Origin of the sequence: Pseudomonas sp. P9_35 (genome assembly GCF_034008205.1) — a bacterium.
Lineage (GTDB): Bacteria > Pseudomonadota > Gammaproteobacteria > Pseudomonadales > Pseudomonadaceae > Aquipseudomonas > Aquipseudomonas kilonensis.
This window is the reverse complement of the sequence record NZ_CP125373.1, coordinates 2,567,514-2,592,639: the sequence shown is the minus strand read 5'-3', so window position 1 is coordinate 2,592,639 and position 25,126 is coordinate 2,567,514. Positions and strand designations below refer to the sequence as shown.

Sequence of the window (25,126 nt, the reverse complement as noted above, 5' to 3'; positions counted from 1 at the left end):
ACAGTAGCTAGAGCAGCGAACAAGCCTATTAACATCAGCAAACCGACCCATCGACGGCACCGGTATCGACAGATCGGCCTTCAGCTCCGCAACTGCGGATCAGTTGCGGCGTGACGGTCCAGGTTGGGGTGACCGGTTACCGGATTGCTCCGTTTCACCAACGGTGCTTCGCAAGTCGTTCAACTCGCTTCGCGTCAACTCGACCAGCTTCTCCGTGCGCAGGGCATCGACTGTTCTGCCCAACGCATTGAGTTCCAGGTTGTACTGCTGCGTATCGATTCCGCCATCAGCCCGGCGATCCTCCAGTGCGTCCAGGAGCTCATGACGCCTATTGGCGACAGCATCCGCGATGTTGCGCATTTGTTCTGGATGCCGCTCCTGCAGGTAGGTCGTCCAGTAGTCACGCGACGCCATGCTTACCAATAGCGCATCGCTGCGCTCTGCCTCAAGAATCGAGGTGCGGGTGCGCGCCGCCAGTTCTCCAGTGATCGGCGCGCCGAACGCCATGTGCGTAGGCTGCCCCGGCAAATCGATGCCGTCGCCCCATCCGCTCGTCAGGCCAATGCGATAACGCAAGCGCACTTCCGCCCTATCCCTGCCCTGGCCAGCCGCTTCAGCCAACGTTTCGACCCTCTCCAGCCGGAACAACTGCCGCGACAAGCGCAGCAACGCCTGGCCCCTGAGCAGGGGACGGTCCAGCGGAATGTCACGCAAGGCCTGAAAGACAAACACACGAACTTCCAACTCGCTAAAGGTCAAGATGCGGCCATCGATGCAAGTACCGTGGGTTTCGGCGTTTTGAAACAGCAACTGACGCAATACGCTGTTTTCGCTGGCAGCGTCCATGACATTCCATACCCGTCGCGTCAGTTCTGCCCGGTCAAACCTGAAATCGAACGTATCAGGCAACAGCGCAAGCAACTGGAAGAACCGCTCGTGATCGTTTTCTTCGGCCAACTGCGCCCAGATCCGGCTCCGGACCGTGACTTGTTCACTGTTTGAGCCCACCAGCCATGGACTCAGCGCCTCGGCCGATGCGTCGCCCGTCGGATCAAGAAGAGGTTCGACCGCAGCGACAGAGGCATGCGGATCGTGACGGCCATTAGCGCCTGCGCCACCATCGGAGTCGTCATTGAAATCCGAGATATCGCCTTGCGGCGCCTCTGACATAGCGATCAGGCTATCAATTTCTTCTCGGGAAAATCCTGAAACCTCTTCGCGATTGCCTGACTCAAGGTAATCCCTGAGTTCATAAAATGTGTTGAGCGACAGGTCTTCATTATCACTCAAATCCATTCCGCCCACGAGCCTCTGGTGGCTGCCATCCAGCAACCCCGCCGGAAGATCAGTAAACTCGTTGCCGCTCAAGTTCAGCACACCCAGCTCTTGCGCGTTCAATAGCTGGCTGGGCCAGTTTTCTATCTCGTTGTAGCTAAGATCCAGCACTTCGATCTGGCCAAAATCCGGAGGATCGAACGTGACCAGTCTATTAAGGGAAAGGTTAAGCGAACGCAGGCGACCATTAATCAATAACGGATAAACGCCCGTAGCCGGCAAGTTATTGTGACTAAGGTTCAAGTGCTCCAACTGTGCCATTTGCAAGACAACGCTCGGTACGGCGTCCAGATCATTGCCGGCCAAATCCAATCGGTTCAAATGAGGAAAAGCCCCCAGGAAATCGTTGGACCCTTGTTCAGTTAACAAGACACCCGAAAGTTCCAGCATCGTCACGCCAGGAAACTGTGCAACCCGCTCAGGCAAGTCCCCCACTTGCAGGCCATGCAGACTCAGTGTTTGCCCTGCGCCGTCATGGCGCATCAACCCTTCTTGCCACACCTCGCGAATTCTCGTTGCAGCAAGTGCGCGGCTTTGCGCAGACACGACGGTTCTGGCTGTACGTCGTTCTCGGATAAACAGCCAGTCGTTCAACCGACGAGTCAGCGAGACACACGCTTGATGCCACTGGCTGATTTGATCGTCGATTTGCTTGTCGGTCATCCCGTTTTCACGCCACTGCCCGAGCTGCCGGGCCGCCTGCTCCTGAGTCAGGGCCGGATCCAGCCGCTGCAGGCGTAGCTCAAGCCCGGCACTTCCCTCGGCCACCGCCGATTCCTCAGGAAGAGGTAAAAGAAGTCGATCTATTGTTTCGCTGGTTTCTGCCGGGGGGAACTGCGACGGTACGGGTTCTTTGGCAAGCCGAGCCAGTGTCCCCTGAAGGAGTCCTCTTGCATCCTCGATTCGCTGATGTGCCGCACTCAAGGCTGCCTCGCCTTCAGGGCTGAAGGGGTTACCGGTCAAGTTGGCTTTCAGTATGAGCGCATCATTGGACAGCACTGTTGGCGGGAACGACTGCAGTTGGTTATCCCGCAAGTCAAGCCAGGAAAGCTGCGTCAGGTTCTCGGCACCGGTTGGCCAAGCCCGCAACTGGGTGGCTTTGAGGCCCAGTGCCTTGAGCCGGGTCAAGGCACTGACATCAAGCGTCTCGAGCGGGTTGTTTTCCAGATTCAGTTGCTCAAGCATCGTCAACCCATTGAACTGCGCCTGAACAGTGGGCGTGACGAGCAGGTTGTTGTTGCGCATATCGAGTTGCGTCAGGGCCGGCAAGTCTTCGGCGTCGAAAGGCAGCTCGGTGAAGCCGTTGCCGCTTATTTCCAATGTTCGCGTACCGCTGAATGCCCTGAAAAAGTTGCGCGCCTGCCGGGGGGAAACATCCAACGATCCCAAGCGCAGCGTTTCTACGTGGGAGAAGCTTGCGGGCGGCAACGCTGGGAGCGCCGCAAACTGCTTACCGGGAAGAGCAGACCCGGAAACCGGCAGCTCAAACAAGGAGCCCCCTGCGGTCGGCAAACCCAGGCGTTGGCGTACAGCGCCGCGCCAGCTGTCTCGCAACGCTCGAAACAACAGACCTCCGCCCTCCCACCACACTGGCGAAAGCAAGGCATATGACAAATCTTCCGCCCCCGTCGGCTCGAAAAAAAACTGCGCAAAGATTCCATCGTGTTCAGCCCTGAGTGCTTCTACCGCAGCAAATCGTTCCTGAGGAGTATTGGAGGCACTGTCAAATTTCACGGGCAGGCGCCCGACAGACTCGGCCTCCCCGACCAGCAAGCGCAATTGCCCGCGACAGTAGCCGTCCACCATTTGATCCACGTCCACCAAATGGCCGAACGCTCCCGAGTATTCGCTGACGTACCGGTAGGCGCGCGCGAACGCTTGCGGAGTCAGCGCTGACCAATTCAGCGATAGCCCGGCCCACAACTTTTCGTGCCCTTCGAATATTGCATCCGGCAGCGTACGTATCGATGTGCGCGACAGCTCCAGGCGTTCGAGCCGGGGAAGACGCTGCACGTATTCAGGCCATTGCGATAACGCTTGAGGCGCCTCGATTTTCAACGTACGCAAACGGCTCAATGGTGTCAGGTCAAGGTTGTGCATGGCGGTCTGATCGAAACCTGAGCAATCGATGTGCAGCACCTCCAGTGAAGTCAGGGAAGAGAGCCTTTGTGGAAAACTCTCGGCCAGCGAGACAGCAGCGGTGGAAAACCGCAAGTCGGTGAGTCCTGGCATCTGGCTCACCGCGTGCGGCAAGGTGGTCAACGGTGGGTGCCCGAAGGACAGATCGAGGAATCCGGATTCCCTGAGGCCAATCTCCAATTTCGTGACCCCAGGGAAAAGTGCCAGGAAGGCATCCGCATTGGCGTCTGTCATGCCGCCGCCAATCACCGACAATTCCCGTACATGCGCAAAATGGGTGGCTATGGGGGGCAGCGACCCCTCACAGGAAAGCACCAGCCGCGCGCCTTCGGGGGATTCTTCCGCTAACGGGCGATTGCGCCAACCGTCCCTGAGCGCCTGCGCAAACCTATTTTTGTGAGCATCGGCCGGGCTCCCGAGCGTCTCGCCCAGCCATTGTTCAAGCGTGCCGTCGAGCGACTCCCACTCGCGCTGGCGCGTTTGCAGTTCCAAATAGATCTGCCGTTCTGTCTTTCCCCGTTGCTGCCTGATGAACGCTTCGGCTTGTGGCTCGCTGGGGTAAAGTGCCTCCACCCGCGCCTCAATGGAAGGATGCATTCCCCTACCCCGGCCGCTCGCGTAATACCCCTTGAGCGTCGCGCTCACGCGAACCGGTGGTTTGAAGCGCTTGGCGGGGGTTTCAAGGAGCTGGGTCATGTCCCCACGATGCAGGTAGGCGTAATCGATGATCATGCGTTGCAGCTCGGGGCCGTTCCCCTCCGGCAGCCCCAGGGCGGAACGCGCCTCAGCGGGCAGAACATGCAGGATCGAACGGTAGAAGTCGCCACCCCGCCGGGGCATGCCACCCGGTTCGTCACCCAGCTCATTGAAGGCCTGATAGCCAGGTCCGTTTTTAATAAGGTATTTTTTTTCAGGCGCATTCTTGTCGCCGATGCTTTCGAGCAACGCACCCGTGTCGCTTCCCTCGCGCACTTCCAGGCGCAGCGTAACGGGCCAGCCCGGCAGTCTTTCCAGGGCATGCAATGCCAAGCGCCGGCTGTCGGCCGAAACGATATTGTCGCTGTGCAATCCCCCATACGCCCGAACCTGACGTCCTTGTCGTGCATACCAGCGAGCCTCTTCGAGCATGCTCAACGGCGCGCGGCGCCTTGCGTCAAGACGGGTGAGATCCGCAGCGCTACCGTGGGCGATGACCTCCTGGGCGGCAGCCTCGCTAAGGCCTGGGCACTCACGCTGCAAAATCCTGATACGACCGTCCACAGGTTCCGTGCCCTTGTAGATCCTTTCAAAAACTTGCTGCCGGGTTAACCCTCCCAGATTTGCTGCAGCTTGCAACTGATCAATCACCTGCGCGGCCTCGGCATCCGCCTTGAACAGCCGCATCGCATCCCTCAGCTCGGGAGGGGGCATCGTTCGGTCCATGTGCATTTTGCGTAGCGCGTTATCGCTGACGCCGCTGACATCGGCGAGCCTGAGCAGCATCTCATCCGAAAACGCCGCGGTCTCATGGCCCATGCGCCTGAGCAGCGTCAGGCGATCCCACGTCATCGGGCGCTCCAGCGAATGCCGCCAGGCTCCGTTGCCGTTATGCAGGAGGATAGGTTGATACGCCGCCTCGTCCGTTGGATGCTTGATTCGCCATTTATGGATCGATGCGTCGAAAAACTGCTCATACACCTTTCCCCCTAGACGAATATGGGTTTTCCCATCGACTTCGTATTGCCCCAGCGCGTTCGGAGTGCTCGTATCGGTGAGTGTTACAGCGCTTTCATAGCTGCTCAGTTCCGGCTTCCACAAGCGTGTTTCGCCATTAGGCAACGTCACAGGCTCAAGGCACTCGATCACGGGTTCAGGCTTGATGGCGGCCAGCTTGCTGACCCCGGCCCCCACACCGGCCATCGCGCCCATCAACGCCAGGTTTTCTGCGACGTCGATCAAGTGAGCCTTGGCTGCCCGTTTGTCGCCCTCGCCCCACTCGACTGCACCTTCAAGGGTTTCATATAAAAGCTGTCCCGCCATGACGACCATCATGACCTCGCCCAACACCGGAACGAACATCGACAACATGTTCACCGCAGACAGCCCCATTTGTAGCAGGTTGGCCAGTTTTTCCTGCCTTGCCTTGGCGTCGACGTCACTCGTGGGCACCGCATGACTGCGCGCATCGGCCAGCACTTTTTCACGGTGTCGCTCATAGAGGTAGTGCCACGGATCCAAGTTATCGTCCCACAACGATCGGCCTTTCTGCGGCAACGTCGAAGGGGCGATGTAGGGATTTGGTTCTCGCTTTGCCTTTAAGGGATCGGGAGGGACTCCCGGGAGGTGCACCATCAGCGAAGAGGGCATGAAAGGTTCAAAAATGCCCAACCATGGCGCAGGCAATTGGATGCTTGGGAAGCCGGCTGCCTCCTGGACAAACTGGCTGAAGAAATAAGGTCGTTTATCGTAGGGCACGAACTGACTGAAAAAGCGCTGGTAGGGTGTAGGACCGGTGTATTCCAACGGCGTGGTTTCGGGGGTGGTAAGCAATTGCCTGAAGCGTGTTTCCAGTTGGTCGCCGTCGTAGCGCTTCATTGGATGTTCAGGATCATGGGGAACATAAAGAATCATTTCGTCGCTGTAGCGATGTAGCTCACAGATCGAGAACGCGACACAGCCCACCAATCTTTGCTTCATCAGGGACATGTCTTCGAACCAGACCGGCTTTTCGCCCATCCAGGGGTTATTTTCACCCTTGATGACCGAGAGAATCATCGCGTGATCCCTGGGTTCGATATCCCCTGTCAATAGCGCCTGCTCGGCTGCGGCCCTCATCGCGGCTTTCTGGCTGGCAATGAAGTGCTGGCGAAGCGTCGTTTCGGTCGCAGCGTCAGCCGGGTAGAAAAATGACTTGAGGTAGGCTTGGTACTTCGCACCGATGTCCAAGGTGCGGCACAGGGTGAGGAATTGACCGACCGACACATTCAACGCCACGGGCGCGTAAGTGCCGGGTGCGTCCTTCTCCACCATGAATTCTGATGTTTCATGGTAGGCGCCGTGCTCGCACTCCCAGCTTTCGAAGTTGTGCAGCGCAACCTGCAGCAAGGGTAACTTGAACAATTCGAACGAAGAAATTTCCACCTTGATCACGGTTGTTTCCCATGGCCGTGTAAGGCGTAGCAAGGTTTTGTCGACATCCACCTCTACCTGGAACCGATCCTTCAAGGCCTGGATCAAGAGCGGCCTGGCAAACGTGTCGATGTCCAGGAACGACGACAGGGTCTTATCCAGTTGATTCTGTGCCGCAAGACTTTCCTTAAAACAGGCATCCACGACCTTGCGCTGCTCTGGCGAAGCGTTCGCGTACCAGGCCGGCATCTGCGTTCCGACTTGCTTCATCGCCTGCCTGCGTTGCGTCGAAGCCTCGATGAGCCATGCCGGCATCGCGGCTTCCAGGAAGTCCGCGTGCAGACTCTCCGTGGCCGGTGGCTCTGGCTGTATTTTTTCCGGGGACTGTGTGGAATTGGGTGACATACATCGCTCCTTTGAATGAAGCGACAGCAGGCCCGTTTAGCGAACCGCATGGGCGGTACATAGTTATAGGTCGATGGGAAACTGTGTAATGAGGGATTTAAGCCGGCAGAGATTGACTATGCTCTCCACATACGACCTTGTGTATGGAGAGCATCATGGACGAACCAAGCGAAAATAAGGCGCCCACCCTCTGGCAAATGCTCCACAGCGTGGGAGCGGCGGCCTTCGGCGTGCAAAGCGGAAAAAACCGCGCCCGCGACTTCACCCATGGCAAGCCGAGCCACTTCATCATCCTCGGCATCCTGTTTACGGTGATTTTCGGGTTGACGTTGTATGGGATCGTCAATCTGGTGTTGTACTTTGCGGGCATATAGAACGAATCTGCAAAAATGGAACCGGGCCTCTTTCGAAACGAAACAGCCATACCGCCCATCTCGATCTGAGTCGCTCTAGCGCCGCCCCAGGGCATCGAGCGAAAAGGCATAGCGCTCGCCATCCGGGTGAGACACCAGGCTGAAGCGCTTGAAGTCCAGGCGATAGTCCTTGGCGGGGTCCATGTTCAACCACGCGCGGGCGCGGGCCGGATCGAGCGATTGCATCAGGTCGATCTGCTGGTTGTAACCGCCATGACGCGCGAGGTCGACGCCTCGGGCGTGATCATGGAGCAGCACCATGGCCCACCCTCCCAAGCTGAAGTGCCCGGTGAACAGCACGCTCAAGCGCCCGTCGATACGGGCCTGGAGCGCCGCCCTGGAGCTGTTCATGGCGCTGAACAACACATCCTTGCCTGGCTGGCGACCCGCCTCCTCGAACGCCTGCATGGCACCCAGGGCCATTTCATCGTTGGCCGACCAGACCAGCGCGGTCTGCGGATAGCGCTTGACCAACTGGCTCGCCTGCTCATGAGCCCGTTCGCGACTCCACTCGCCATAGACCAACTGGCGCAGATGCACTTGCGGGTGCTCGGCCAGCGCCCGGAGCAGGCCCTTCTCGCGCAGTTGCGCCGAAGGGGTGAGTTTCTTCCCGGAAAAAGCCAGCAGATCGAGCGTCTGCCCAGGTGCCAGCGGTCCGTATTGGCGCAACAGTTCCTTGAGCATCAGGTAACCGCTGCGCTCATCATTGGGCACCAGGCTGCCGAGCAACTCGGGAGGTGGGGCGCCGTTCTCTGTCAGCAGGCGAGTCTGATCGCTAGTCAACGTGTTGTTCACCAGGAACAGCTTGACCCCACTGCCCTGCGCCAATTGCAGGATCCGCGGGGCGACATATTGATCGTTGACCAACACCAGGTAGTCCGGACGGTCCTTCGCCGTGACGGCCTCGCGCGCCAGGCGAATCATCAGTTGGGGATCGCGCCCGGCATACTCCACGCGCAGCCGCAGGCCCAGCTTGCTTGCCGCCGCTTGCATGAATTCGGTGTAGCTGACCCAGAAGGGTTCGGTGGAGTGGCCCGGGTTCAGGAACACGACCGAAGGAGCAGTCGAACTGCCAGGCAACGCCTCGGAAGAAGAAACCACCTGGGCGGCTTGGGCCTGCGTCCAGAATGACAGGCATAACAGCCCCACTAGCCTGCAGATAAACTTCGACATCCCGCCCGCCCCAAGTAATACGCCACCCAGTATAACGACCCGGGTGGCGAACAGGCACATGAACGCGAGACCTTCATGTGGCCGGCAACGGCTCGAACCTATTGATGACTGACCCAGAACACTGCGGTGCCCACCACCAGGATAATCAGGAACAAAATGGCCCAGGCATCAACAGAACTGTCGCTTTTCCTTGCTTTGGTCGGATTGCTCATTGCATCGCCTCTTGTCGGTTTTGTAGGTGATTGCATAGGGACTCGACCACAGTTAAGACGATGATTGCCCGCACGACAAATGTGGGTTAGGCAATAATCAATCTCATTAGTCGATTTGGTTCTTTACATATACTCAAACATCACTTTTGCGCATAACTCAAAACAGGTATCTTGCACCGGCTCCTCTAGGAGTGCGCGGCCGTGCGCGCAGAATTGCCGAGGCAGAACCCGATTCCAGCGAGCCAACATGCAGCTGTTTCTGATCGGCCCAAGCCTGAGACCGAGACTTATATGTACGTATATGACGAGTACGATCAGCGGATCATCGAGGACCGCGTCAAGCAGTTCCGTGATCAGACCCGACGCTATCTGGCAGGCGAGCTGAGCGAAGAAGAATTCCGCCCTCTGCGCTTGCAGAATGGCTTGTATGTCCAGCGCTTCGCCCCGATGCTGCGCGTGGCTGTGCCTTATGGCCAACTGACCTCGCGCCAGGTGCGCAAGCTGGCGAAAATTGCCCGCGACTACGACAAGGGCTACGCCCACATCAGTACCCGGCAGAACGTCCAGTACAACTGGCCAGCCCTGGAAGATGTGCCCGAGATTCTCGCCGAACTGGCCACCGTGCAGATGCACGCGATCCAGACCAGCGGCAACTGCCTGCGCAACGTCACCACCGACCAGTTCGCCGGTGTCGCGGCCGACGAGTTGATCGACCCGCGCCCGTGGTGCGAGATCGTCCGCCAGTGGACGACTTTCCACCCGGAATTCGCCTACCTGCCGCGCAAGTTCAAGATTGCCATCAACGGCTCGACCTCGGACCGTGCGGCCATCGAAGTCCACGACATCGGCCTGGAGACGGTCTACAACGCGGCCGGCGAGCTGGGCTTCCGTGTGCTGGTGGGCGGTGGCCTGGGGCGTACCCCGGTGGTCGGCGCGTTCATCAACGAGTTCCTGCCGTGGCAGGACCTGCTGAGCTACCTCGACGCCATCCTGCGGGTATACAACCGCTACGGCCGTCGCGACAACAAATACAAGGCGCGGATCAAGATCCTGGTCAAGGCCCTGACGCCTGAAGTGTTCGCCGAGAAGGTCGAAGCCGAGATGGCTCACCTGCGTGGCGGCCAGACCACCCTGACCGAAGCCGAAGTGCATCGCGTCGCCAAGCACTTTGTCGACCCGCAGTACAAGGCGCTGGGCAATCAGGACGCCGAGCTGGCAGCCCTCGACAAAGAACACCCGGGCTTCGCCCGCTGGCGCACCCGCAATACCCTGGCCCACAAGAAGCCGGGTTATGTCGCGGTGACCCTGTCCCTGAAGCCGACCGGCGTCGCGCCCGGCGACATCACCGACAAGCAACTGGACGCCGTGGCCGACCTGGCCGAGCGCTACAGCTTCGGCCAGCTGCGCACCTCCCACGAGCAGAACATCATCCTGGCAGACGTTGAACAGAGCCAGTTGTTCACCCTGTGGGGCGAGCTGCGCGAGCAAGGCTTCGCCACCCCGAACATCGGCCTGCTGACCGACATGATCTGCTGCCCGGGCGGCGATTTCTGCTCGCTGGCCAACGCCAAGTCGATCCCTATCGCCGAATCGATCCAGCGTCGTTTCGACGACCTGGACTACCTGTTCGACATCGGCGAGCTGGACCTGAACATTTCCGGCTGCATGAACGCCTGTGGTCACCACCACGTCGGCCACATCGGCATCCTGGGCGTGGACAAGAAAGGCGAAGAGTTCTACCAGGTCTCCCTGGGCGGCAGCGGTAGCCGCGACGCCAGCCTGGGCAAGATCCTCGGCCCGTCGTTTGCCCAGGACGACATGCCTGACGTGATCGAGAAGCTGATCGACGTGTACATCGAACAACGTACCGAAGACGAGCGCTTCATCGACACTTACCAACGTATTGGCATCGACCTCTTCAAGGAACGCGTCTATGCAGCGAATCATTAAGAACAACGAGGTCATCGACGAAACCTGGCACCTGCTGCCCAAGGACGCGACCTTCGACGGCATCTCCAACTGTGACGACCTGATCGTGCCTCTGGCCCTGTGGCGCGATCATGCCCACGCCCTCAAGGCCCGCGACGGCGGCCTGGGTGTGTGGCTGGACGCTGACGAGGAAGCCGAGGAAATCGGCGAGGACGCCAACCAGTTGCAGGTCATCGCCTTGAACTTCCCGGCCTTCACCGACGGGCGCAGCTACTCCAACGCTCGCCTGCTGCGTGACCGCTATGGTTTCAAGGGTGAATTGCGGGCAATTGGCGACGTGCTGCGCGACCAGCTGTTCTACATGCGCCGCTGCGGCTTCGACGCCTTCGCCTTGCGTGCCGACAAAGACCCCTACGAAGCCCTCGAAAGCCTCAAGGACTTCTCGGTGACCTACCAGGCTGCCACTGACGAACCGCTGCCGCTGTTCCGTCGTCGCTGAGACAGCCCCATGAAAAAGCCCTGATCCGGGGATACCGGTTCAGGGCTTTTTTATTGGGCATTATTTGCAAAAAATCTCGCAACCCCACCGAAACCTCTGTGGGAGCGAGCTTGCTCGCGATAGCGGAGGGACAGCTTGCATCAATGGGGGTGTGCAGCCGTCATCGCGAGCAAGCTCGCTCCCACAAGGGAATGGCGGTGAGTCCGAACTTCCAGCCCACCCCCGAACCACTGTGGGAGCGGGCTTGCTCGCGATAGCGGTGGATCAGCTTGCCTCGATATCGGATCTACCGCCGTCATCGCGAGCAAGCTCGCTCCCACAGGGGGATTGGCGGTTAGACGCAGTACCGAGGAGCCGCCCCCGAGTTACCAGAACCGCTGCTGGGTCAGGCGGCTCCACCAACTGAGCAGCACGCGATCCACCGAACCGCTGGCCGCCATGCCGATGCGTTCCTGCAGGCTTTTGCGTTCGGCGTAGTGCAGGTGGTACAGCTCGGCACCCTTGGCGCGTTCGGCCAGGTATTCATCGCTGGTTTTCAGCTCGTCCACCAAGCCCTTGCCCTGCGCCGCGACACCCAACCAGACCTCACCGGTCGCCACTTCCTCGATGGCCAGTTGCGGACGGTAGTTGGACACGAAGTTCTTGAACAGCTCATGGGTAATGTCCAGGTCTTCCTGGAATTTTTCCCGGCCCTTCTCGGTATTTTCGCCGAAAACCGTCAACGTGCGTTTGTATTCCCCGGCCGTCAACACTTCGAAATCGATGTCGTGTTTCTTCAGCAGCCGGTTGACGTTGGGCAATTGCGCGACGACGCCGATGGAACCCAGGATCGCGAAGGGAGCGCTGATGATCTTCTCACCGATGCACGCCATCATGTAGCCACCACTGGCCGCGACCTTGTCGATGCAGACCGTCAACGGCACGCCGGCCTGACGGATTCGCGCCAGTTGCGACGAGGCCAGGCCGTAGCTGTGGACCATGCCGCCGCCACTTTCCAGGCGCAGCACCACTTCATCCTTCGGCGTCGCCAGGGTCAGCAGCGCAGTGATTTCATGACGCAGGCTCTCGGTGGCCGAGGCCTTGATGTCACCGTCGAAATCCAGCACGAACACCCGGGGCTTGGCCGCCGGCTTGTCCTTGTTTTTCTTCCCGGCCTTTTCAGCCTTGCCTTCGGCCTTGCGCAGCGCCTTGAGCTGATCCTTGTCCAGCAGCGTCTGTTCCAGGCGCTCACGCAGCCCCTTGTAGAAATCGTTGAGTTTGCTCACCTGCAACTGACCGGTCGACTTGCGCCGCCCCTTACTGCGCAACGCAGCAAAACTGACCAACACCACCAGGATGGCGATCACCAGCGTCACGGTCTTGGCCAGGAAACCGGCGTACTCGATGAAAAACTCCACAGCAACTCCTTAAATGCAATGCGCCACTGAACGCAGGCGCGTAACGGCCCCAGCATACCCATGCGCCTGCGTCGCGACCAGTCATGAAACCAGTGGTTACCTTAACGCGAGCGAGGCAGGACAAGGCTGCAACGGGCATTTCAAACAAGCGTATGTTTTTTCATTGACAGCTCACCGCCATCCCCATAACCTCGCCAAACCTTCAACGTACCGGGATGACGCGGACGTGGGCAGTATCTATCTGATTCGACATGGCCAGGCCTCCTTTGGTGCGGACGACTACGATGTCCTTTCACCCAATGGCGTGCGCCAGGCGCAAGTGCTCGGCGGCCACCTGGCGCAGCTCGGTGTCGTATTCGATCGCTGCCTCTCGGGTGACCTGCGTCGCCAACAGGATACCGCCATCGGCGCGCTGGGCCAGATGTCCGCCGCCGGGTTGCCGGTTCCCGGGCTGGAAATCGACGCCGCGTTCAACGAGTTCGATGCCGACGCGGTCATTCGCGCCCTGCTGCCGGACATGCTTGCCCAGGAGCCCGAGGCGCTGCATATCCTGCGCAACGCTGCGCAGAACCGCGCCGAATTCCAGCGCATCTTCGCACTGATCGTCGAACGCTGGCTCAGCGGCCAGTATGACCCGCCGGGCCTGGAAAGCTGGCTGGGTTTTGTCGAGCGGGTCCAGGCGGGCCTGCACCGCATCCTGGAGCAAGCCGACAACACCCATAAAATCGCCGTGTTCACCTCCGGCGGCACCATCACCGCCCTGCTCCACCTGATCACCCAGATACCGGCCCGACAGGCCTTCGAACTGAACTGGCAAATCGTCAACACCTCGCTCAACCACCTGAAATTCAGGGGCCGCGAGGTGGCCCTGGCTTCCTTCAACAGCCATGCCCACCTGCAACTGCTGAAGGCCCCGGACCTCATCACCTTTCGCTGAGTCCGGATTACTGTAGACCCTTGCTGTACCACCCAAATAAGGATCGAAACCATGACCTCCGTAGCCGACGCCGTACAAGCCATGAAAGCCAAGTTCAACCCAACCGCCGCTGACGGCCTGGACCTGGTATTCGGTTTCCGCATCGACGATACCAAGAATTTCTCGCTGGTCGTCAAGGAAGGCACCTGCGAACTGCTGGAAGGTGAAAACCCGGACGCCCAGGTGACCCTGGTGATGGACGGCGAAACCCTGCAAGGCATCGTCAGCGGTGAAACCGACGGCATGCAAGCGTTCATGGGCGGCAAGCTGCGCGCCGAAGGCGACATGATGCTGGCCATGAAACTGTCCGAGCTGTTCCCAGGCTGAGACTGCGCTCGCGTTCTTCGCGGGCCTTTGATTGCAAACGAATCCCGCCCCCGTGGCGGGATTCGTGTTTTTGCCTCAAGTATCTTCGCTGGCTGCCCCGCCGCTATCGCGAGCAGGCTCGCTCCCACAAGGCATCTGCGGTTCGCAGGTATCGGGGAGGCGCGGCAGCTCTTACAATGCCCGCTTCCCCGTATCGGCCTGAACATGGACATCGACCTCGCTCGCACCTTCCTGGAAATCGTCCGCCACGGCAGCCTCGCTGCTGCGGCCGAAAAGCTGCACGTGACCCAGACGGCGATCACCGCCCGGGTCCAGAAGCTCGAAAGCCAGCTTGGCTGCGCGCTGTTCGTACGCAACCGTGCCGGCGCGCGATTGACCAGCGACGGCGAGGCATTTGTGGTCTACGCCAACCAGCTCGTGCAGACCTGGGAAGCAGCCCGTCGGGACCTGCCACTGCCCGAGGGCTATCGCAACGTCTTGCACCTGGGGGGCGAGGTCAGCCTGTGCAATCCCTTGATGCTTGCCTGGGCCGGCGGACTGCGCCAGAAGATTCCCGGCCATGCCCTGCGCATGGACATCCGCGACGGCGAGAAACTGCTACAACAGCTGGAGCTGGGTCTGCTGGACGCGGCGGTGGTGTATCAGCCCGAATATTGGCCACGCCTGCAGGTAGAACAGCTGCTGGAAGAGAAACTCATCCTGGTACGCCTGGCCGCCCGTCCCGAGCCCTACGTGTACATCGACTGGAGTGCTGACTTCCGGCGCCAACACGACACCGCGCTACCGGACAAGGCCAAGGCCGCCGTGACCTTCAACCTCGGCCCCCTGGCCCTGCAGTACATCCTGGAAAACGGCGGCAGCGGCTACTTCCGCACCCGGGTCGTGCAGAGCTACCTGGACAGCGGCATCCTGGAACGGGTGCCCAAGGCACCGGAATTCAACTACCCCACCTACCTGGTCTACTCCCGCGATCGGGACTCAGCGGCGTTGCAGCAGGCATTCGAGGTGTTGCGAGAGATCGTCAAGACCGGCAGCGACTGGTCGCAGCGCTGGGATCCATTGACCTGACAGGTTGGGAGGCAAGGCATGAGGGGCCGTCGTGACCAGAGCTTGTTCCCGCTTTGTACTTTGTAGGAGCTGGCGAAGCCTGCGATCTTTTGATCTTTTGATCTTTTGATCTTTCGCTTGAGATTCAAGTGGCAGGGAAAAGATCGCAGCCTCGTTGCACTCGACAGCTCCTACACAGCTCCTACACAGCTCCTACACAGCTCCTACGGCCCAGCGGGAGCAATCTCTGGCCACAAAAGCCCCTCGCATTATCTCTGCATGTGGGCCACGATCTCGTCCTTGACCAGTAATCGCTTCTTCTTGAGCGTCTCCAAAGCATCGTCGGACAACGCGCCGGAGGACGGTTTCTCGGCTTCGACCACCTCGGCATCAAGTTGGGAGTATTTTTGAAGTAACGAGTCGAGCCTTGGATTCTCGCTGCGTTTTTGCTGGATGTGGTCTTTTGTGCATTTGAGATCCTGGCACAAATCGTGGGACACCGGCATGGAACACCTCCTTCGATGGGTCGGTGGCAGACGCCCTTGCGGCGCCCGTCGATTATCAGGATGGCCTCCTCGACAGGGTTCTGTCGACCGCCAATCCGACCAGCGGTGACCGTTCGTCGTACCGGATCGCTTGGCGATCAAACCTTTGCCGGTGCGTCGCCCTCCATTGAGCAGAGACGACAAGAGTCGCTCGTTCAACTTGTATGGAGACTTACCTATGGACAGATTTACCCTGCGTCAACTCGGCCTGGCAGTTGCCCTGAGTACCAGCATGGACATGGCATGGGCCGCGACTTCCAACGACTTTGTCGACAACGCGGCGGCCGGTGGGATTGCAGAGATCGAGACCAGCAAACTGGCCTTGGAAAAAAGCCAATCGGCGGACATCAAGGAATTCGCCAACAAGATGATCACTGACCACACCAAGGCCAACGAAGAGCTGAAAGCCCTGGCGCAAAAACATGACATCGAGGTACCCGACGACACCACGTTGATGAAAAAAGCCAAGGCGAAAATTCTCGACGTGCGCGATGAGTCTTTTGATGCGGCCTACGCCAACAACCAGGTCAAGGCCCACGAAGAAACCATTGCCCTGTTCAAGAAAGAAGCCGAAACCGTTACCGACGACAAGAAGGCTGGCAATACCGAACTCAAGGCGTTCGCCCAGAAGATGCTGCCAGATCTGCAACATCACCTGGAAGCCGCCAAGAAACTTCAGGCTGCGCATCCAAGCAAGTAGAGCGAGGCACTGCTCACTCAAGGAAAAACGGCGCCTCCCTTGGCAGGGAAGCGCCGTTTTTTCGAAGCGCCCCCCTGTGGGAGCGAGCTTGCTCGCGATAGCGGTGGTCCAGTCACAGGGATATCGAATTTGCCACAGTCATCGCGAGCAAGCTCGCTCCCACAATGAATCGGTGTCGCACATCCGTCATGGGCTAGCCACCATCAGTGTCGATATCAGCGTCAGTATCCTCGCCAGATTTCGGCCGATCCGGTTCAGGCTTGAAGCCGGGGCTGAAGGTGTTGTCATTGTCCCTATGACGATTCTTCTGATCGACCTCCGTGGCGGCGCTCTGGGCCTGGTCCGTCCCGGCAGGGCGTAGTGGTTGGGTGTTTGCGGGATCGTCGTTCATAGGCACCTCGTTCATGGCAGGGCCGGATGGATGACCGGTCTTGAACATTCGAAGGTGATGCGACGGCGTCGGTTCCATTTGTTTGCAGCGCCGCGATCAGCCGCCCAGCACACTCCTCACCATCCGGGTCAGCGCGTCCGGGCCGTAGGGTTTGCTCAACAAATGGGTATCGGGGCTCAGCTGATGGTTGCGGGAGATGATGTCCCGGGTGTGCCCCGAGGTGAACAGCACCGGGACCGGCGGGCTCTGCACCTTGGCCCAGGCGGCGAGGTCGGAACTCTTGATCAGGCCGGGCATGACGACGTCGGTGAAGATCAGGTCGACCGAGATGCCTTCCAGTAGCAGCCTCATCGCCTCATCGCCGTTGGCGGCCGTGAGGGTCCGATAGCCGGACTGTTCCAGCAGTTCCACCGACGCGCTGCGCACCTCGTCGTTGTCCTCCACCACCAGGATCGTCTCTTGCCGGCCAGACTGAAGCACGTCGTGTTGCTCGGTTTCGCCCGCTTCGGGCGCAAGGCTTCGAGGGAAATACATCCGTACTCGCGTGCCCTCGCCCAGGTCGCTGGAGATCTCGATATGGCCGCCACTCTGCTTGACGAACCCGAACACCATGCTCAATCCAAGCCCGGTGCCCTGGCCATCGGTCTTGGTGGTGAAAAATGGTTCGAACACCTGCTTCAGGATCTCGGGCGGCATGCCGGCACCGCAGTCGATCACCGACAGCCGGACATAGTCGCCGGCCGAGATCCCCTTGCCGGCACAGAACGCTTCATCGAGCCCGATGTTCTCCCCGATCAGGCGGATGATGCCCTCGCCGCCCATGGCATCGCGAGCATTGATCGCCAGGTTCAACAGGGCGTTTTCCAGTTGATTGCGATCAACGTGGATGCACCAGGGTTCCAGGGGCAGGCTCACTTCAATCTGGATGGTTTCGCCCAAGGCCCGTTGCAGCAGTTCACCCATGCCATCGTAGATGCGTCGTGGGTTGTAGACCGCCGGTGACAATGGCTGGCGCCGGGCAAAAGCCAGCAGTTGCGATGACAACTTGGCCCCTCGCTCCACGGCTTCGATGGAGGCACTCACCCGTCGTTGCACGTTGACGTTGCCCCGCTCGTGGCGGGCCAGCAAGTGCAGATTGCCGGCAATCACTTGCAGCAGGTTGTTGAAGTCATGGGCCACGCCACCCGTGAGACCGCCAATGGCCTCGAGCTTTTGCGATTGACGCAACTGCTCTTCTGCCGCCAGCCGCGCCTGCACCTCGTCGGCGACCCGCTGTTCCAGGTCGCGGGTGAATTTGAGCAGCGACGCTTCGGCTGTCTTGCGTTCATTGATGTCAATCAGCACACCTGGAAAACGCAGGGGCTTGCCCGTGGCATCGAATTCGCAGCGACCGCTGGCCAGCACCCACAGGTAATCACCGCCTATGCGGCGCACCCGATATTCAGCGCTGTAGGGGATGCCCGTACGCACGGTCAGTTCGACCCGCTGGTTGACCTCGTCGAGGTCATCGGCGTGGATGCGCTGGCGGGCAATTTCGATGGGCAGTGCGTCCAACGAACAGTCTGGCGGGTAGTTGAAGGTACGGGCGAAACGCTCATCGCCCGACAGTGTGTCGGCCTGGATGTCCCAGACGAACGATCCCAGCAATGGTCCGGCCGAGAGGGCCAACTGGATGCGTTCATTGACGGCTCGGTAACTGCGTTCGGCCTCTTGCCGGGCACGCTCGGTCAACACGAGCTCGGTGGTTTCCACCACAATCGCCAGCACGCCCGCCGGGGACTGGTCGTCATCGGGCACCGGGCTGTAATAGAGGTCCATCCACACATCTTCAGGCTTGCCATCGCGCAACAGGACCAACTCTTTGCTGCGGTAGGACAAGGTGCCGCCGGCCAGGCAGACGTCCAGCACATGCCGATTGAATTCGGCGACCTCCGGCCAACCCAACTCCACTGCGCACCCCAGCAGGTAAGGATGGCGGCCACCGGCAAACTCGGCATAGGCATCGTTGTAGATCATGAAGCCCTGGCGGCCCCACAACATCACCATCGGCAGGGGCGAAGCCAGCAACAACTGGACGGCGCTGCGCAGGCTGGCGGACCAGTGCTCGATGGCGCCCAACTCGGTCCGGCTCCAATCGAACGCCCGGATACGCCCGGCCATTTCACCGCCCCATCCAGGGCACCCGTGATTTTGGGATAGAAACTGCATGGTCGATTCTGAACCTCAAAATGCCTGCTGGGAGTCGGCATACACAAATCCCTTGCGATCAGAGCTTCGAGCGCTGGGTTGGCGTTTGGTTTCATGGGGAGGTCATGAACGACGACCTGTCTGGACTAGGGACATGCTTCCTGTGGCCAGAGATTGCTCCCGCTGGGCTCTGTAGGAGCTGGCGAAGCCTGCGATCTTTTGATCTTGATCTTTCGCTTGAGATTCAAGTGGCTGGGGAAAGATCGCAGCCTCGTTTCACTCGTCAGCTCCTACATACCGCCGAGCGGGAGCAAGCTCCCTCGCCACAGGGTAGTGTTGTCTAGCGGAAATCACGGCTATGCACCTGGATGCCCGCCAACAACTCGGTCAGGTCGCTCAGGCGCCCGGCGATCAGGTGGCGGACCTCGCCGACGCTTTCCCAGCGCCCGTCGACCTTGAGCAATTGCGAGCCCACCAAGGTCTTGCGCTGGCGCTCGGCCAAGTCGCGCCAGACCACCACGTTGAGGTTGCCGAATTCATCTTCCAGGGTAACGAAGGTCACACCGCTGGCCGTACCCGGGCGCTGGCGACCGGTGACCAGCCCGGCGACGCTGACATTGCGGCCATGTTCCACCTCTTGCAGTTCCCGTGAGCTGCGACAGCGCCGGGCGCGCAGTTCGGGACGCAGCAGGGCCAGAGGATGAGGGCCCAGTGTCGTGCCGAGCGTGGTGTAATCGGCAAACAGGTTTTCCCCCAGCGTAGGTTTTGGCAGGGCCACGGACGGTTCCTCCTGGCAGGGCAAACCGGCGAACAAGCCCAGTTGCTTCTGCACCCCAGCCACTTCCCAGCGGGCACGATGGCGATCACCGGCCAAGCCCTGCAAGGCCCCCGCATCGGCCAATTGCGCCTGGGCCCGGGCATCGAGCTGCGCGCGCTCGCCCAAGTCGGCCACATCGCTGAAGGGCCGATGCCGGCGGGCCGCTTCGATACGGCGGGCATCCTCTTCGCGAAAGCCCTTGACCATGCACAGCCCCATGCGGATCGCCGGTTGTCGACCGTCCATGGGCTCGAGGCTGCAATCCCAATCGCTGGCGCGTACGTCCACCGGGCGGATCGACAGTTGATGCCGGCGGGCATCCTGGAGGATCTGGTCCGGGCTGTAGAACCCCATGGGCCAGCTGTTGATCAGGGCACAGGCGAACGCCGCCGGTTCGTGGCATTTGAGCCAACTGCTGGCGTAGGTCAGCAAAGCGAAACTGGCGGCGTGGGATTCCGGGAAACCGTAATTGCCGAAGCCTTTGATCTGTTCGAAGATTTGCGCGGCAAACTCAGCGGTGTAGCCGTTTTTCTTCATCCCCTGCGCCAGGCGTTCCCGATGGGGCTCCAACCCACCGTGACGTTTCCAGGCCGCCATGGAGCGACGCAATTGGTCTGCTTCACCCGGGGTGTAATCGGCCGCGACGATGGCGATCTGCATGACCTGTTCCTGGAACAGGGGAACACCCAGGGTGCGGTTGAGCACTTCCTTCAACGCTTCAGAGGGATAAGTCACCGCCTCTTCTTTGTTTCTGCGGCGCAGGTACGGATGCACCATCCCTCCCTGGATCGGCCCGGGCCGCACGATCGCCACTTCGATGACCAAATCGTAGAAGGTCTTGGGTCTCAGCCGAGGCAACATCGACATCTGCGCCCGGGACTCGATCTGGAACACACCGATGGTGTCGGCGCGGCTGATCATTTCGTAGGTCGCCCGATCATCCTTGGGCAGCGACGCCAGGGCGTAGCGCTGGCCCCGATAGCGCTCGATCAGGTCGAAACAGCGCCGAATCGCACTGAGCATGCCCAGGGCCAGGATGTCCACCTTGAGCAACCCGACCGCGTCCAGGTCGTCCTTGTCCCACTGGATGATGGTGCGTTCGGCCATGGCGGCGTTTTCCACCGGCACCAGGGTGTCCAGGGGCTGCTCGGAAATCACGAAGCCACCCGGGTGCTGGGACAGATGCCGGGGAAAACCGATCAATTGCTGGGTCAGGCTCAGGACCCGGCGCAACACCGGGCTGTCCGGGTCGAAGCCACCTTCACGCAAGCGCTCCACTGGCGGCGCCTCGTCGCTCCAGCGGCCACAGCAATCGGCCAGGGCGTTGATCTGGTCCGGCGGCAGGCCCAGGGCCTTGGCCACATCGCGCACCGCCCCGGCGCCGTGGTAACTGCTGACCACCGCCGTCAATGCCGCACGATGACGACCGTAGCGCTGGAACACGTACTGCAGCACTTCCTCGCGACGCTCATGTTCAAAGTCGACGTCAATGTCCGGCGGCTCATTGCGCTCCCGGGACAGGAAGCGTTCAAACAACAGGCTGGTAAGGCTGGGATCGATTTCGGTGATGCCCAAGGCGTAGCACACCGCCGAGTTGGCCGCCGAACCACGCCCCTGGCAAAGGATATGGCGGCTGCGGGCGAAGCTGACGATGTCCTGTACGGTGAGGAAATAGCTGTCATAACCCAACTCGGCGATCAGGCTCAGCTCCTTGTCGATCTGTGCCCGCACTTTGTCTGTCACGCCATCCTTCCACCGCTCGCGCATGCCACGCTCGGTCAGTTCCCGCAGCCAGGACGCCGGATCATGCCCCTCGGGCACCAGCTCGCGGGGGTATTGGTAACGCAGTTGGCCAAGATCGAAGGTGCAACGCCGGGCGATGTTCAGGGTTTCGTCGAGCAAGGCCCGCGGGTAGAGATCGGCCAGAGCCTTGCGGCTGCGCAAGTGGCGCTCGCCGTTGGGGTGCAGGCGCTGGCCAGCCTCGGCCACCGTGACGTGGTGGCGGATGGCGGTCATGGTGTCCTGCAAGGCACGACGGCCGCGCACGTGCATGTGCACATCGCCACTGGCCACGGCGGGAAGATTCAAGCGCTCGGCCAGCGCCAACGAGTCTGCCAACCGGCGGCGGTCGTCCTGTGCGCAATGCAACTGGACCGTCAGCCACAGGCGCCCGGCAAAGATCGGCTGGAGCCAACGCCCGTGTTCCTCAGCGTCGTTGCCCTCGGCTATCCACAACGCCAGCAGCCCCGGCAAGGGCTGGTCGAAGTCCTCTCGCACGATGCGATAGTGGCCCTTCTCGCTGCGACGCCGGGCGCGGGTGATCAGCCGGCACAAGGCTTGATAGCCTTCCAGGTCTTCCACCAGCAACACCAGTTTCGGGCCGTTCTCGATCTGGATTTCGCTGCCGACGATCAGTTGCAGCTCCAGTTCCTTGGCCGCCTGCCAGGCCCGGACGATTCCGGCCAAGGTGCATTCGTCGGTGATCGCCAGGGCCTGGTAGCCCTCTTGCCTGGCCCGACGACACAGCTCCAGGGCACTGGAGGCGCCGCGCTGGAAGCTGAAGTTCGACAGGCAATGCAGCTCGGCATACTCAACGCTCATGCGAACCAGCCCTGCAGCCACAACGGCCCGCCCTCGCCCACCGGTTGATAGGCCCAGCCACGTTGTCCGCTGCGGGTTTCGATCAGGTAGTAGTCACGGCGTACGTCGGCGCCGTCCCACCAGCCGGTCTCGATGCGTTCCGGGCCCATGAGGATTCGCGCCTGGCTGTCCTGCAGCACCTGGGCCTCATTCAGCAGCCAGCCGGGACGTTGCACGCCAGCGCGTACCGGACAGGCCTGGGGCCGCGGTTGCGGCGTCATTTGCCAGGCGCATTCAGGTCGATGGTCATCGCGAAACCCCAGGCCCTGCACCGCGTCATCTCCCAGCCGCGCCCGCAGCCGTTCGCGCAGTTGCTCCCAGGGCAGGGACTGTTGCGGGCGCTCGTCGAACAGCTCCAGGCGCTGGGGCACGAAACTCGGCAGGTCCTCGGCACACAAGCGAAAACCCCGCACCGGGGCCGCGACCTGCACCTGTTCCAAGCGACCGCGGGCCAGTTCGAAGAGCATCGCAGGATCCCGTTCGGCGCTGAGCAAGCCGACCTTGATCAGCGTGTCCGGCAAACCGGCGTGCTCCAGGTGCAGGTCGAAGCGCTGCACGCCACTGTCGCGTCCGCACAGGAAGGCCGACAAGTCACCGGTCAGCCGGCGCAACGGAAACAGCAGCGCCTGATGGGACTGAACGTCGTAGTTGAGTTCGATGCGCACATCGAAACGGTCTGGCGGCAGGTAGAACGACAGCGCCAGGGTGCGACTGCCCGTCAGCGCGTCGAGGTGCTTGAGCACCTGGGCCTCGAAGCGCCGAGCCAGGGTCTGCCGGGGCAAGGCCTGGACCTGGCTCAGGCGGCGCAGGCCCATGCGCGACAGCGCCGTGGCGACGTCGGGTTCCAGACCGATCCGCTCCACGGGCATGTCTCCCAGGCACTGTTGCAAGGTCTCGGCGTCGGGCACCACCAGGGCATCATAGGCATTGGCCAACACCCGCGCCGCCACCGGATTGGGAGCGGCGACGATGCGATGACGAAAGCCCAGCTCGGTCAGCTCGGCCCGCAAGCGCGCCTCGAACACCGGCCAGGGGCCAAACAGGCCCAGGCTCGACTCGATCTCGAACAGCAACGTGCGCGGGTAATGCACGCTGACCTGGGAGCTGAAACGGTAGGCCCAGGCCGCCAGGAACTGTTGCCAGTGTTCGATTTGCGCCGCGTCGTATTCGGCGGTGGCAAAGCCTTTGCTCAAGGCCTGGGCGGCGGTCATGGTCTGGCCAGGCCGCAAACCCAGGGCTCGTGCCGGCGCATTCACCGCTTGCAGCACCCGACGCTGGGCCGGACCAGTCAGCAATGCCAGGGGCTGGTCGGGATCGGGGCGCTGACGCAGTGCGGCGTCCAGCGCCAATTGCGGGAAGAGAATACAGACCCAGCGCATCGCAACCTCAATGCCCGGTTTGTGGGGCGAGCATGGCAAAGGCAATCGGCGCCGAACGAGCCAACCCGCCGCGGCACTTGAGCACGCGCAATTGCGCCGGCCGGGTATCGATGGCGATGCGCAGCGCCGCCGGCGACGGGTTGATGGCCTCCTGGATCGAGCGCCAGGCGAACGCCAGGGTCTGGCCGGTTTCCGCTGCCACTTGCAAGCGGCGCAAGGCCCGGTCATCCGCCTGGCGGGGCCAGCACAGGACCGCGCCACAACTGCCCGAACGCAAGCATTGTTCGGTGGCCCACAGGGCATCGCGCTCATCGGCGCGGATCACCGACAACTGGCGCAGGTCGACGCCGGCGTTCTGCCAGGCCTGGGGATAGGGCACAAACGGTGGCGCCACCAGCACGATCCGCTCCCCCGCCGCCGCCAGCCGCGCCAGGGTCGGCCACACCAGTTGCAACTCACCCACGCCCGGCGCGGCGATGAGCAGTTCCGTCAACGCCGACTCCGGCCAGCCACCACTGGGCAACGCCGCGTCCAATGCCGCATGACCGGTGGGTTGCGGGCTGGCGGCTGGCGGCGCAGGCCGGCCCTTCCAGACCTGGCCGCCGTTGAACAGCGTGTCCAGCGCAACGACAGCGCCCATCAGCCTTGCCTCACCAAGCCACAGAACACCCCTTCTATCGCCAGGTCCTGGTCGGCCTCGACGATGATCGGCTGGTAGGCCGGGTTGCGCGGCAACAAACGCACCCGCTCGCCAATGCGCTCGAAGCGCTTGATGGTGACCTCGCCATCCAGGCGCGCCACGACAATCTGGCCGTTGGAGGCCTGGGGTGTGCGCTGCACGCCCACCAGGTCACCGTCGAGAATGCCGTCCTCGATCATCGAATCACCCTGGACCCGCAGCAGGTAATCCGGCGCCTTGGTAAAAATCGCCGGGTCCAGCATCAGGCGACTGTGGACCTCGGCATCGGCGCCGATCGGCAACCCGGCAGCCACTCGCCCCAACACCGGCACGTCCAGCAGCTCGGGTCGTGGTGGCTGGTTCAGCAAGCGAATGCCCCGGGCCTGGTGCGGATTGACCTCAATGAAACCGGCTTCGGTCAGCGCCAGCACATGCTTGCGCGCCACACTGCGAGAGGCAAAACCGAACGCCTCGCTGATTTCAGCGAGGCTGGGAGGCTGGCCCTGATCGGCGATGCGTTCGCGGATGAAAGTCAGGATGGCGGTACGGCGGGGAGTGAGAGTCGTCATGGAGTACATTTGTACTCTTTAAGGATTTTTCTGACAAGCGCCGCCAGTCAGTTCACAGCTCGGGGCCGCTGCGCAGCGGGAGCATTCTCTGGCCACAGGTATCAACACTTTTCCAAGTGAACAGCATTTTCCTGTGGGAGCGAGCTTGCTCGCGAAAGCATCAGCACACTCGATATCCATGCAAGCTGACCCACCGCTATCGCGAGCAAGCTCGCTCCCACAGTTGGATCGGGGTATGGCCGGAGAGATAGGTTGGCTG

17 protein-coding genes are annotated in these 25,126 nt (G+C 61.1%); 7 read left to right on the top strand and 10 right to left on the bottom strand.

Annotation, left to right across the window (positions count from 1 at the left end):
• Positions 1-99: 99 nt before the first annotated feature.
• Positions 100-6,987: an NEL-type E3 ubiquitin ligase domain-containing protein gene (locus tag QMK47_RS11545; RefSeq protein WP_320390216.1), complete on the bottom strand. Its 6,888-nt coding sequence runs from the start codon at positions 6,985-6,987 to the stop codon at positions 100-102.
• Between the two features lie 155 nt (positions 6,988-7,142).
• Between QMK47_RS11545 and QMK47_RS11540 the strand changes: the two genes are divergently transcribed.
• Positions 7,143-7,361 (top strand): DUF2970 domain-containing protein, encoded by a 219-nt coding sequence (locus QMK47_RS11540; protein ID WP_253473397.1) that lies wholly within the window; start codon positions 7,143-7,145, stop codon positions 7,359-7,361.
• A gap of 75 nt (positions 7,362-7,436) precedes the next feature.
• On the opposite strand, the gene QMK47_RS11535 is transcribed toward QMK47_RS11540, so the two are convergent.
• Positions 7,437-8,573 carry an ABC transporter substrate-binding protein gene (locus tag QMK47_RS11535; protein ID WP_320390215.1) on the bottom strand — a complete coding sequence of 379 codons (1,137 nt, stop codon included), beginning with the start codon at positions 8,571-8,573 and terminating at the stop codon, positions 7,437-7,439.
• 503 nt (positions 8,574-9,076) lie between these two features.
• On the opposite strand from QMK47_RS11535, the gene QMK47_RS11530 reads away from it, so the two are divergent.
• Both QMK47_RS11530 and QMK47_RS11525 read left to right on the top strand, forming a co-directional pair.
• Positions 9,077-10,735 carry a nitrite/sulfite reductase gene (locus QMK47_RS11530; RefSeq protein ID WP_214509085.1) on the top strand — a complete coding sequence of 553 codons (1,659 nt, stop codon included), beginning with the start codon at positions 9,077-9,079 and terminating at the stop codon, positions 10,733-10,735.
• The gene (locus QMK47_RS11525; protein ID WP_018604779.1) at positions 10,719-11,213 is read left to right on the top strand and encodes a DUF934 domain-containing protein; all 495 of its coding nucleotides are present in this window, start codon (positions 10,719-10,721) and stop codon (positions 11,211-11,213) included. Before QMK47_RS11530 ends, QMK47_RS11525 begins: the two co-directional genes overlap by 17 nt.
• Positions 11,214-11,578: 365 nt before the next feature.
• Here QMK47_RS11525 and sohB read toward each other — a convergent pair whose 3' ends face one another.
• Entirely contained in the window at positions 11,579-12,610 is a 1,032-nt protein-coding gene (gene sohB / locus QMK47_RS11520; protein ID WP_320390214.1) for a protease SohB, read from the bottom strand.
• A gap of 226 nt (positions 12,611-12,836) precedes the next feature.
• Between sohB and QMK47_RS11515 the strand changes: the two genes are divergently transcribed.
• The 3 genes from QMK47_RS11515 to QMK47_RS11505 all read left to right on the top strand — a co-directional run bounded on the left by QMK47_RS11515 (position 12,837) and on the right by QMK47_RS11505 (position 14,981).
• The gene (locus tag QMK47_RS11515; protein WP_320390213.1) at positions 12,837-13,547 is read left to right on the top strand and encodes a histidine phosphatase family protein; all 711 of its coding nucleotides are present in this window, start codon (positions 12,837-12,839) and stop codon (positions 13,545-13,547) included.
• Positions 13,548-13,598: 51 nt separating this feature from the next.
• Positions 13,599-13,913, top strand: coding sequence for an SCP2 sterol-binding domain-containing protein (locus QMK47_RS11510; protein WP_258690815.1), 315 nt, complete (start codon positions 13,599-13,601; stop codon positions 13,911-13,913).
• 204 nt (positions 13,914-14,117) lie between these two features.
• Complete coding sequence (locus QMK47_RS11505; RefSeq protein ID WP_018604787.1) at positions 14,118-14,981, top strand: LysR family transcriptional regulator; 864 nt, start codon at positions 14,118-14,120, stop codon at positions 14,979-14,981.
• 248 nt (positions 14,982-15,229) lie between these two features.
• On the opposite strand, the gene QMK47_RS11500 is transcribed toward QMK47_RS11505, so the two are convergent.
• The gene (locus QMK47_RS11500; protein WP_018604789.1) at positions 15,230-15,466 is read right to left on the bottom strand and encodes a YdcH family protein; all 237 of its coding nucleotides are present in this window, start codon (positions 15,464-15,466) and stop codon (positions 15,230-15,232) included.
• Between the two features lie 217 nt (positions 15,467-15,683).
• Here QMK47_RS11500 and QMK47_RS11495 point away from each other — a divergent pair, with 217 nt between their 5' ends.
• Positions 15,684-16,205, top strand: coding sequence for a DUF4142 domain-containing protein (locus tag QMK47_RS11495; protein WP_214509081.1), 522 nt, complete (start codon positions 15,684-15,686; stop codon positions 16,203-16,205).
• 193 nt (positions 16,206-16,398) lie between these two features.
• Here QMK47_RS11495 and QMK47_RS11490 read toward each other — a convergent pair whose 3' ends face one another.
• The 6 genes from QMK47_RS11490 to lexA all read right to left on the bottom strand — a co-directional run bounded on the left by QMK47_RS11490 (position 16,399) and on the right by lexA (position 24,876).
• On the bottom strand, positions 16,399-16,611 hold the full coding sequence (locus tag QMK47_RS11490; RefSeq protein WP_390178984.1) for a hypothetical protein: 213 nt from the start codon (positions 16,609-16,611) through the stop codon (positions 16,399-16,401).
• Between the two features lie 81 nt (positions 16,612-16,692).
• On the bottom strand, positions 16,693-18,804 hold the full coding sequence (locus QMK47_RS11485; RefSeq protein WP_320390212.1) for an ATP-binding protein: 2,112 nt from the start codon (positions 18,802-18,804) through the stop codon (positions 16,693-16,695).
• A gap of 319 nt (positions 18,805-19,123) precedes the next feature.
• Entirely contained in the window at positions 19,124-22,222 is a 3,099-nt protein-coding gene (locus QMK47_RS11480) for an error-prone DNA polymerase (RefSeq protein ID WP_413817773.1), read from the bottom strand.
• Positions 22,198-23,619 (bottom strand): DNA polymerase Y family protein, encoded by a 1,422-nt coding sequence (locus QMK47_RS11475; protein ID WP_320390210.1) that lies wholly within the window; start codon positions 23,617-23,619, stop codon positions 22,198-22,200. Before QMK47_RS11475 ends, QMK47_RS11480 begins: the two co-directional genes overlap by 25 nt.
• Before the next feature lie 7 nt (positions 23,620-23,626).
• Positions 23,627-24,259, bottom strand: a complete 633-nt coding sequence (gene imuA, locus QMK47_RS11470) for a translesion DNA synthesis-associated protein ImuA (RefSeq protein ID WP_258690811.1) — start codon at positions 24,257-24,259, stop codon at positions 23,627-23,629.
• Positions 24,259-24,876, bottom strand: a complete 618-nt coding sequence (gene lexA, locus QMK47_RS11465; protein ID WP_018606049.1) for a transcriptional repressor LexA — start codon at positions 24,874-24,876, stop codon at positions 24,259-24,261. Before lexA ends, imuA begins: the two co-directional genes overlap by 1 nt.
• Positions 24,877-25,126: the final 250 nt, after the last annotated feature.

Coding starts and splice junctions, on each gene's coding strand:
- QMK47_RS11505 (WP_018604787.1), top strand. CDS start 14,118: ATGGACATCGACCTCGCTCGCACCTTCCTGGAAATCGTCCGCCACGGC.
- QMK47_RS11485 (WP_320390212.1), bottom strand. CDS start 18,804: ATGCAGTTTCTATCCCAAAATCACGGGTGCCCTGGATGGGGCGGTGAA.
- QMK47_RS11475 (WP_320390210.1), bottom strand. CDS start 23,619: ATGCGCTGGGTCTGTATTCTCTTCCCGCAATTGGCGCTGGACGCCGCA.
- QMK47_RS11535 (WP_320390215.1), bottom strand. CDS start 8,573: ATGTCGAAGTTTATCTGCAGGCTAGTGGGGCTGTTATGCCTGTCATTC.
- imuA (WP_258690811.1), bottom strand. CDS start 24,259: ATGGGCGCTGTCGTTGCGCTGGACACGCTGTTCAACGGCGGCCAGGTC.
- QMK47_RS11530 (WP_214509085.1), top strand. CDS start 9,077: ATGTACGTATATGACGAGTACGATCAGCGGATCATCGAGGACCGCGTC.
- QMK47_RS11490 (WP_390178984.1), bottom strand. CDS start 16,611: ATGAACGAGGTGCCTATGAACGACGATCCCGCAAACACCCAACCACTA.
- QMK47_RS11525 (WP_018604779.1), top strand. CDS start 10,719: ATGCAGCGAATCATTAAGAACAACGAGGTCATCGACGAAACCTGGCAC.
- QMK47_RS11495 (WP_214509081.1), top strand. CDS start 15,684: ATGGACAGATTTACCCTGCGTCAACTCGGCCTGGCAGTTGCCCTGAGT.
- QMK47_RS11540 (WP_253473397.1), top strand. CDS start 7,143: ATGGACGAACCAAGCGAAAATAAGGCGCCCACCCTCTGGCAAATGCTC.
- lexA (WP_018606049.1), bottom strand. CDS start 24,876: ATGTACTCCATGACGACTCTCACTCCCCGCCGTACCGCCATCCTGACT.
- QMK47_RS11500 (WP_018604789.1), bottom strand. CDS start 15,466: ATGCCGGTGTCCCACGATTTGTGCCAGGATCTCAAATGCACAAAAGAC.
- QMK47_RS11545 (WP_320390216.1), bottom strand. CDS start 6,987: ATGTCACCCAATTCCACACAGTCCCCGGAAAAAATACAGCCAGAGCCA.
- QMK47_RS11510 (WP_258690815.1), top strand. CDS start 13,599: ATGACCTCCGTAGCCGACGCCGTACAAGCCATGAAAGCCAAGTTCAAC.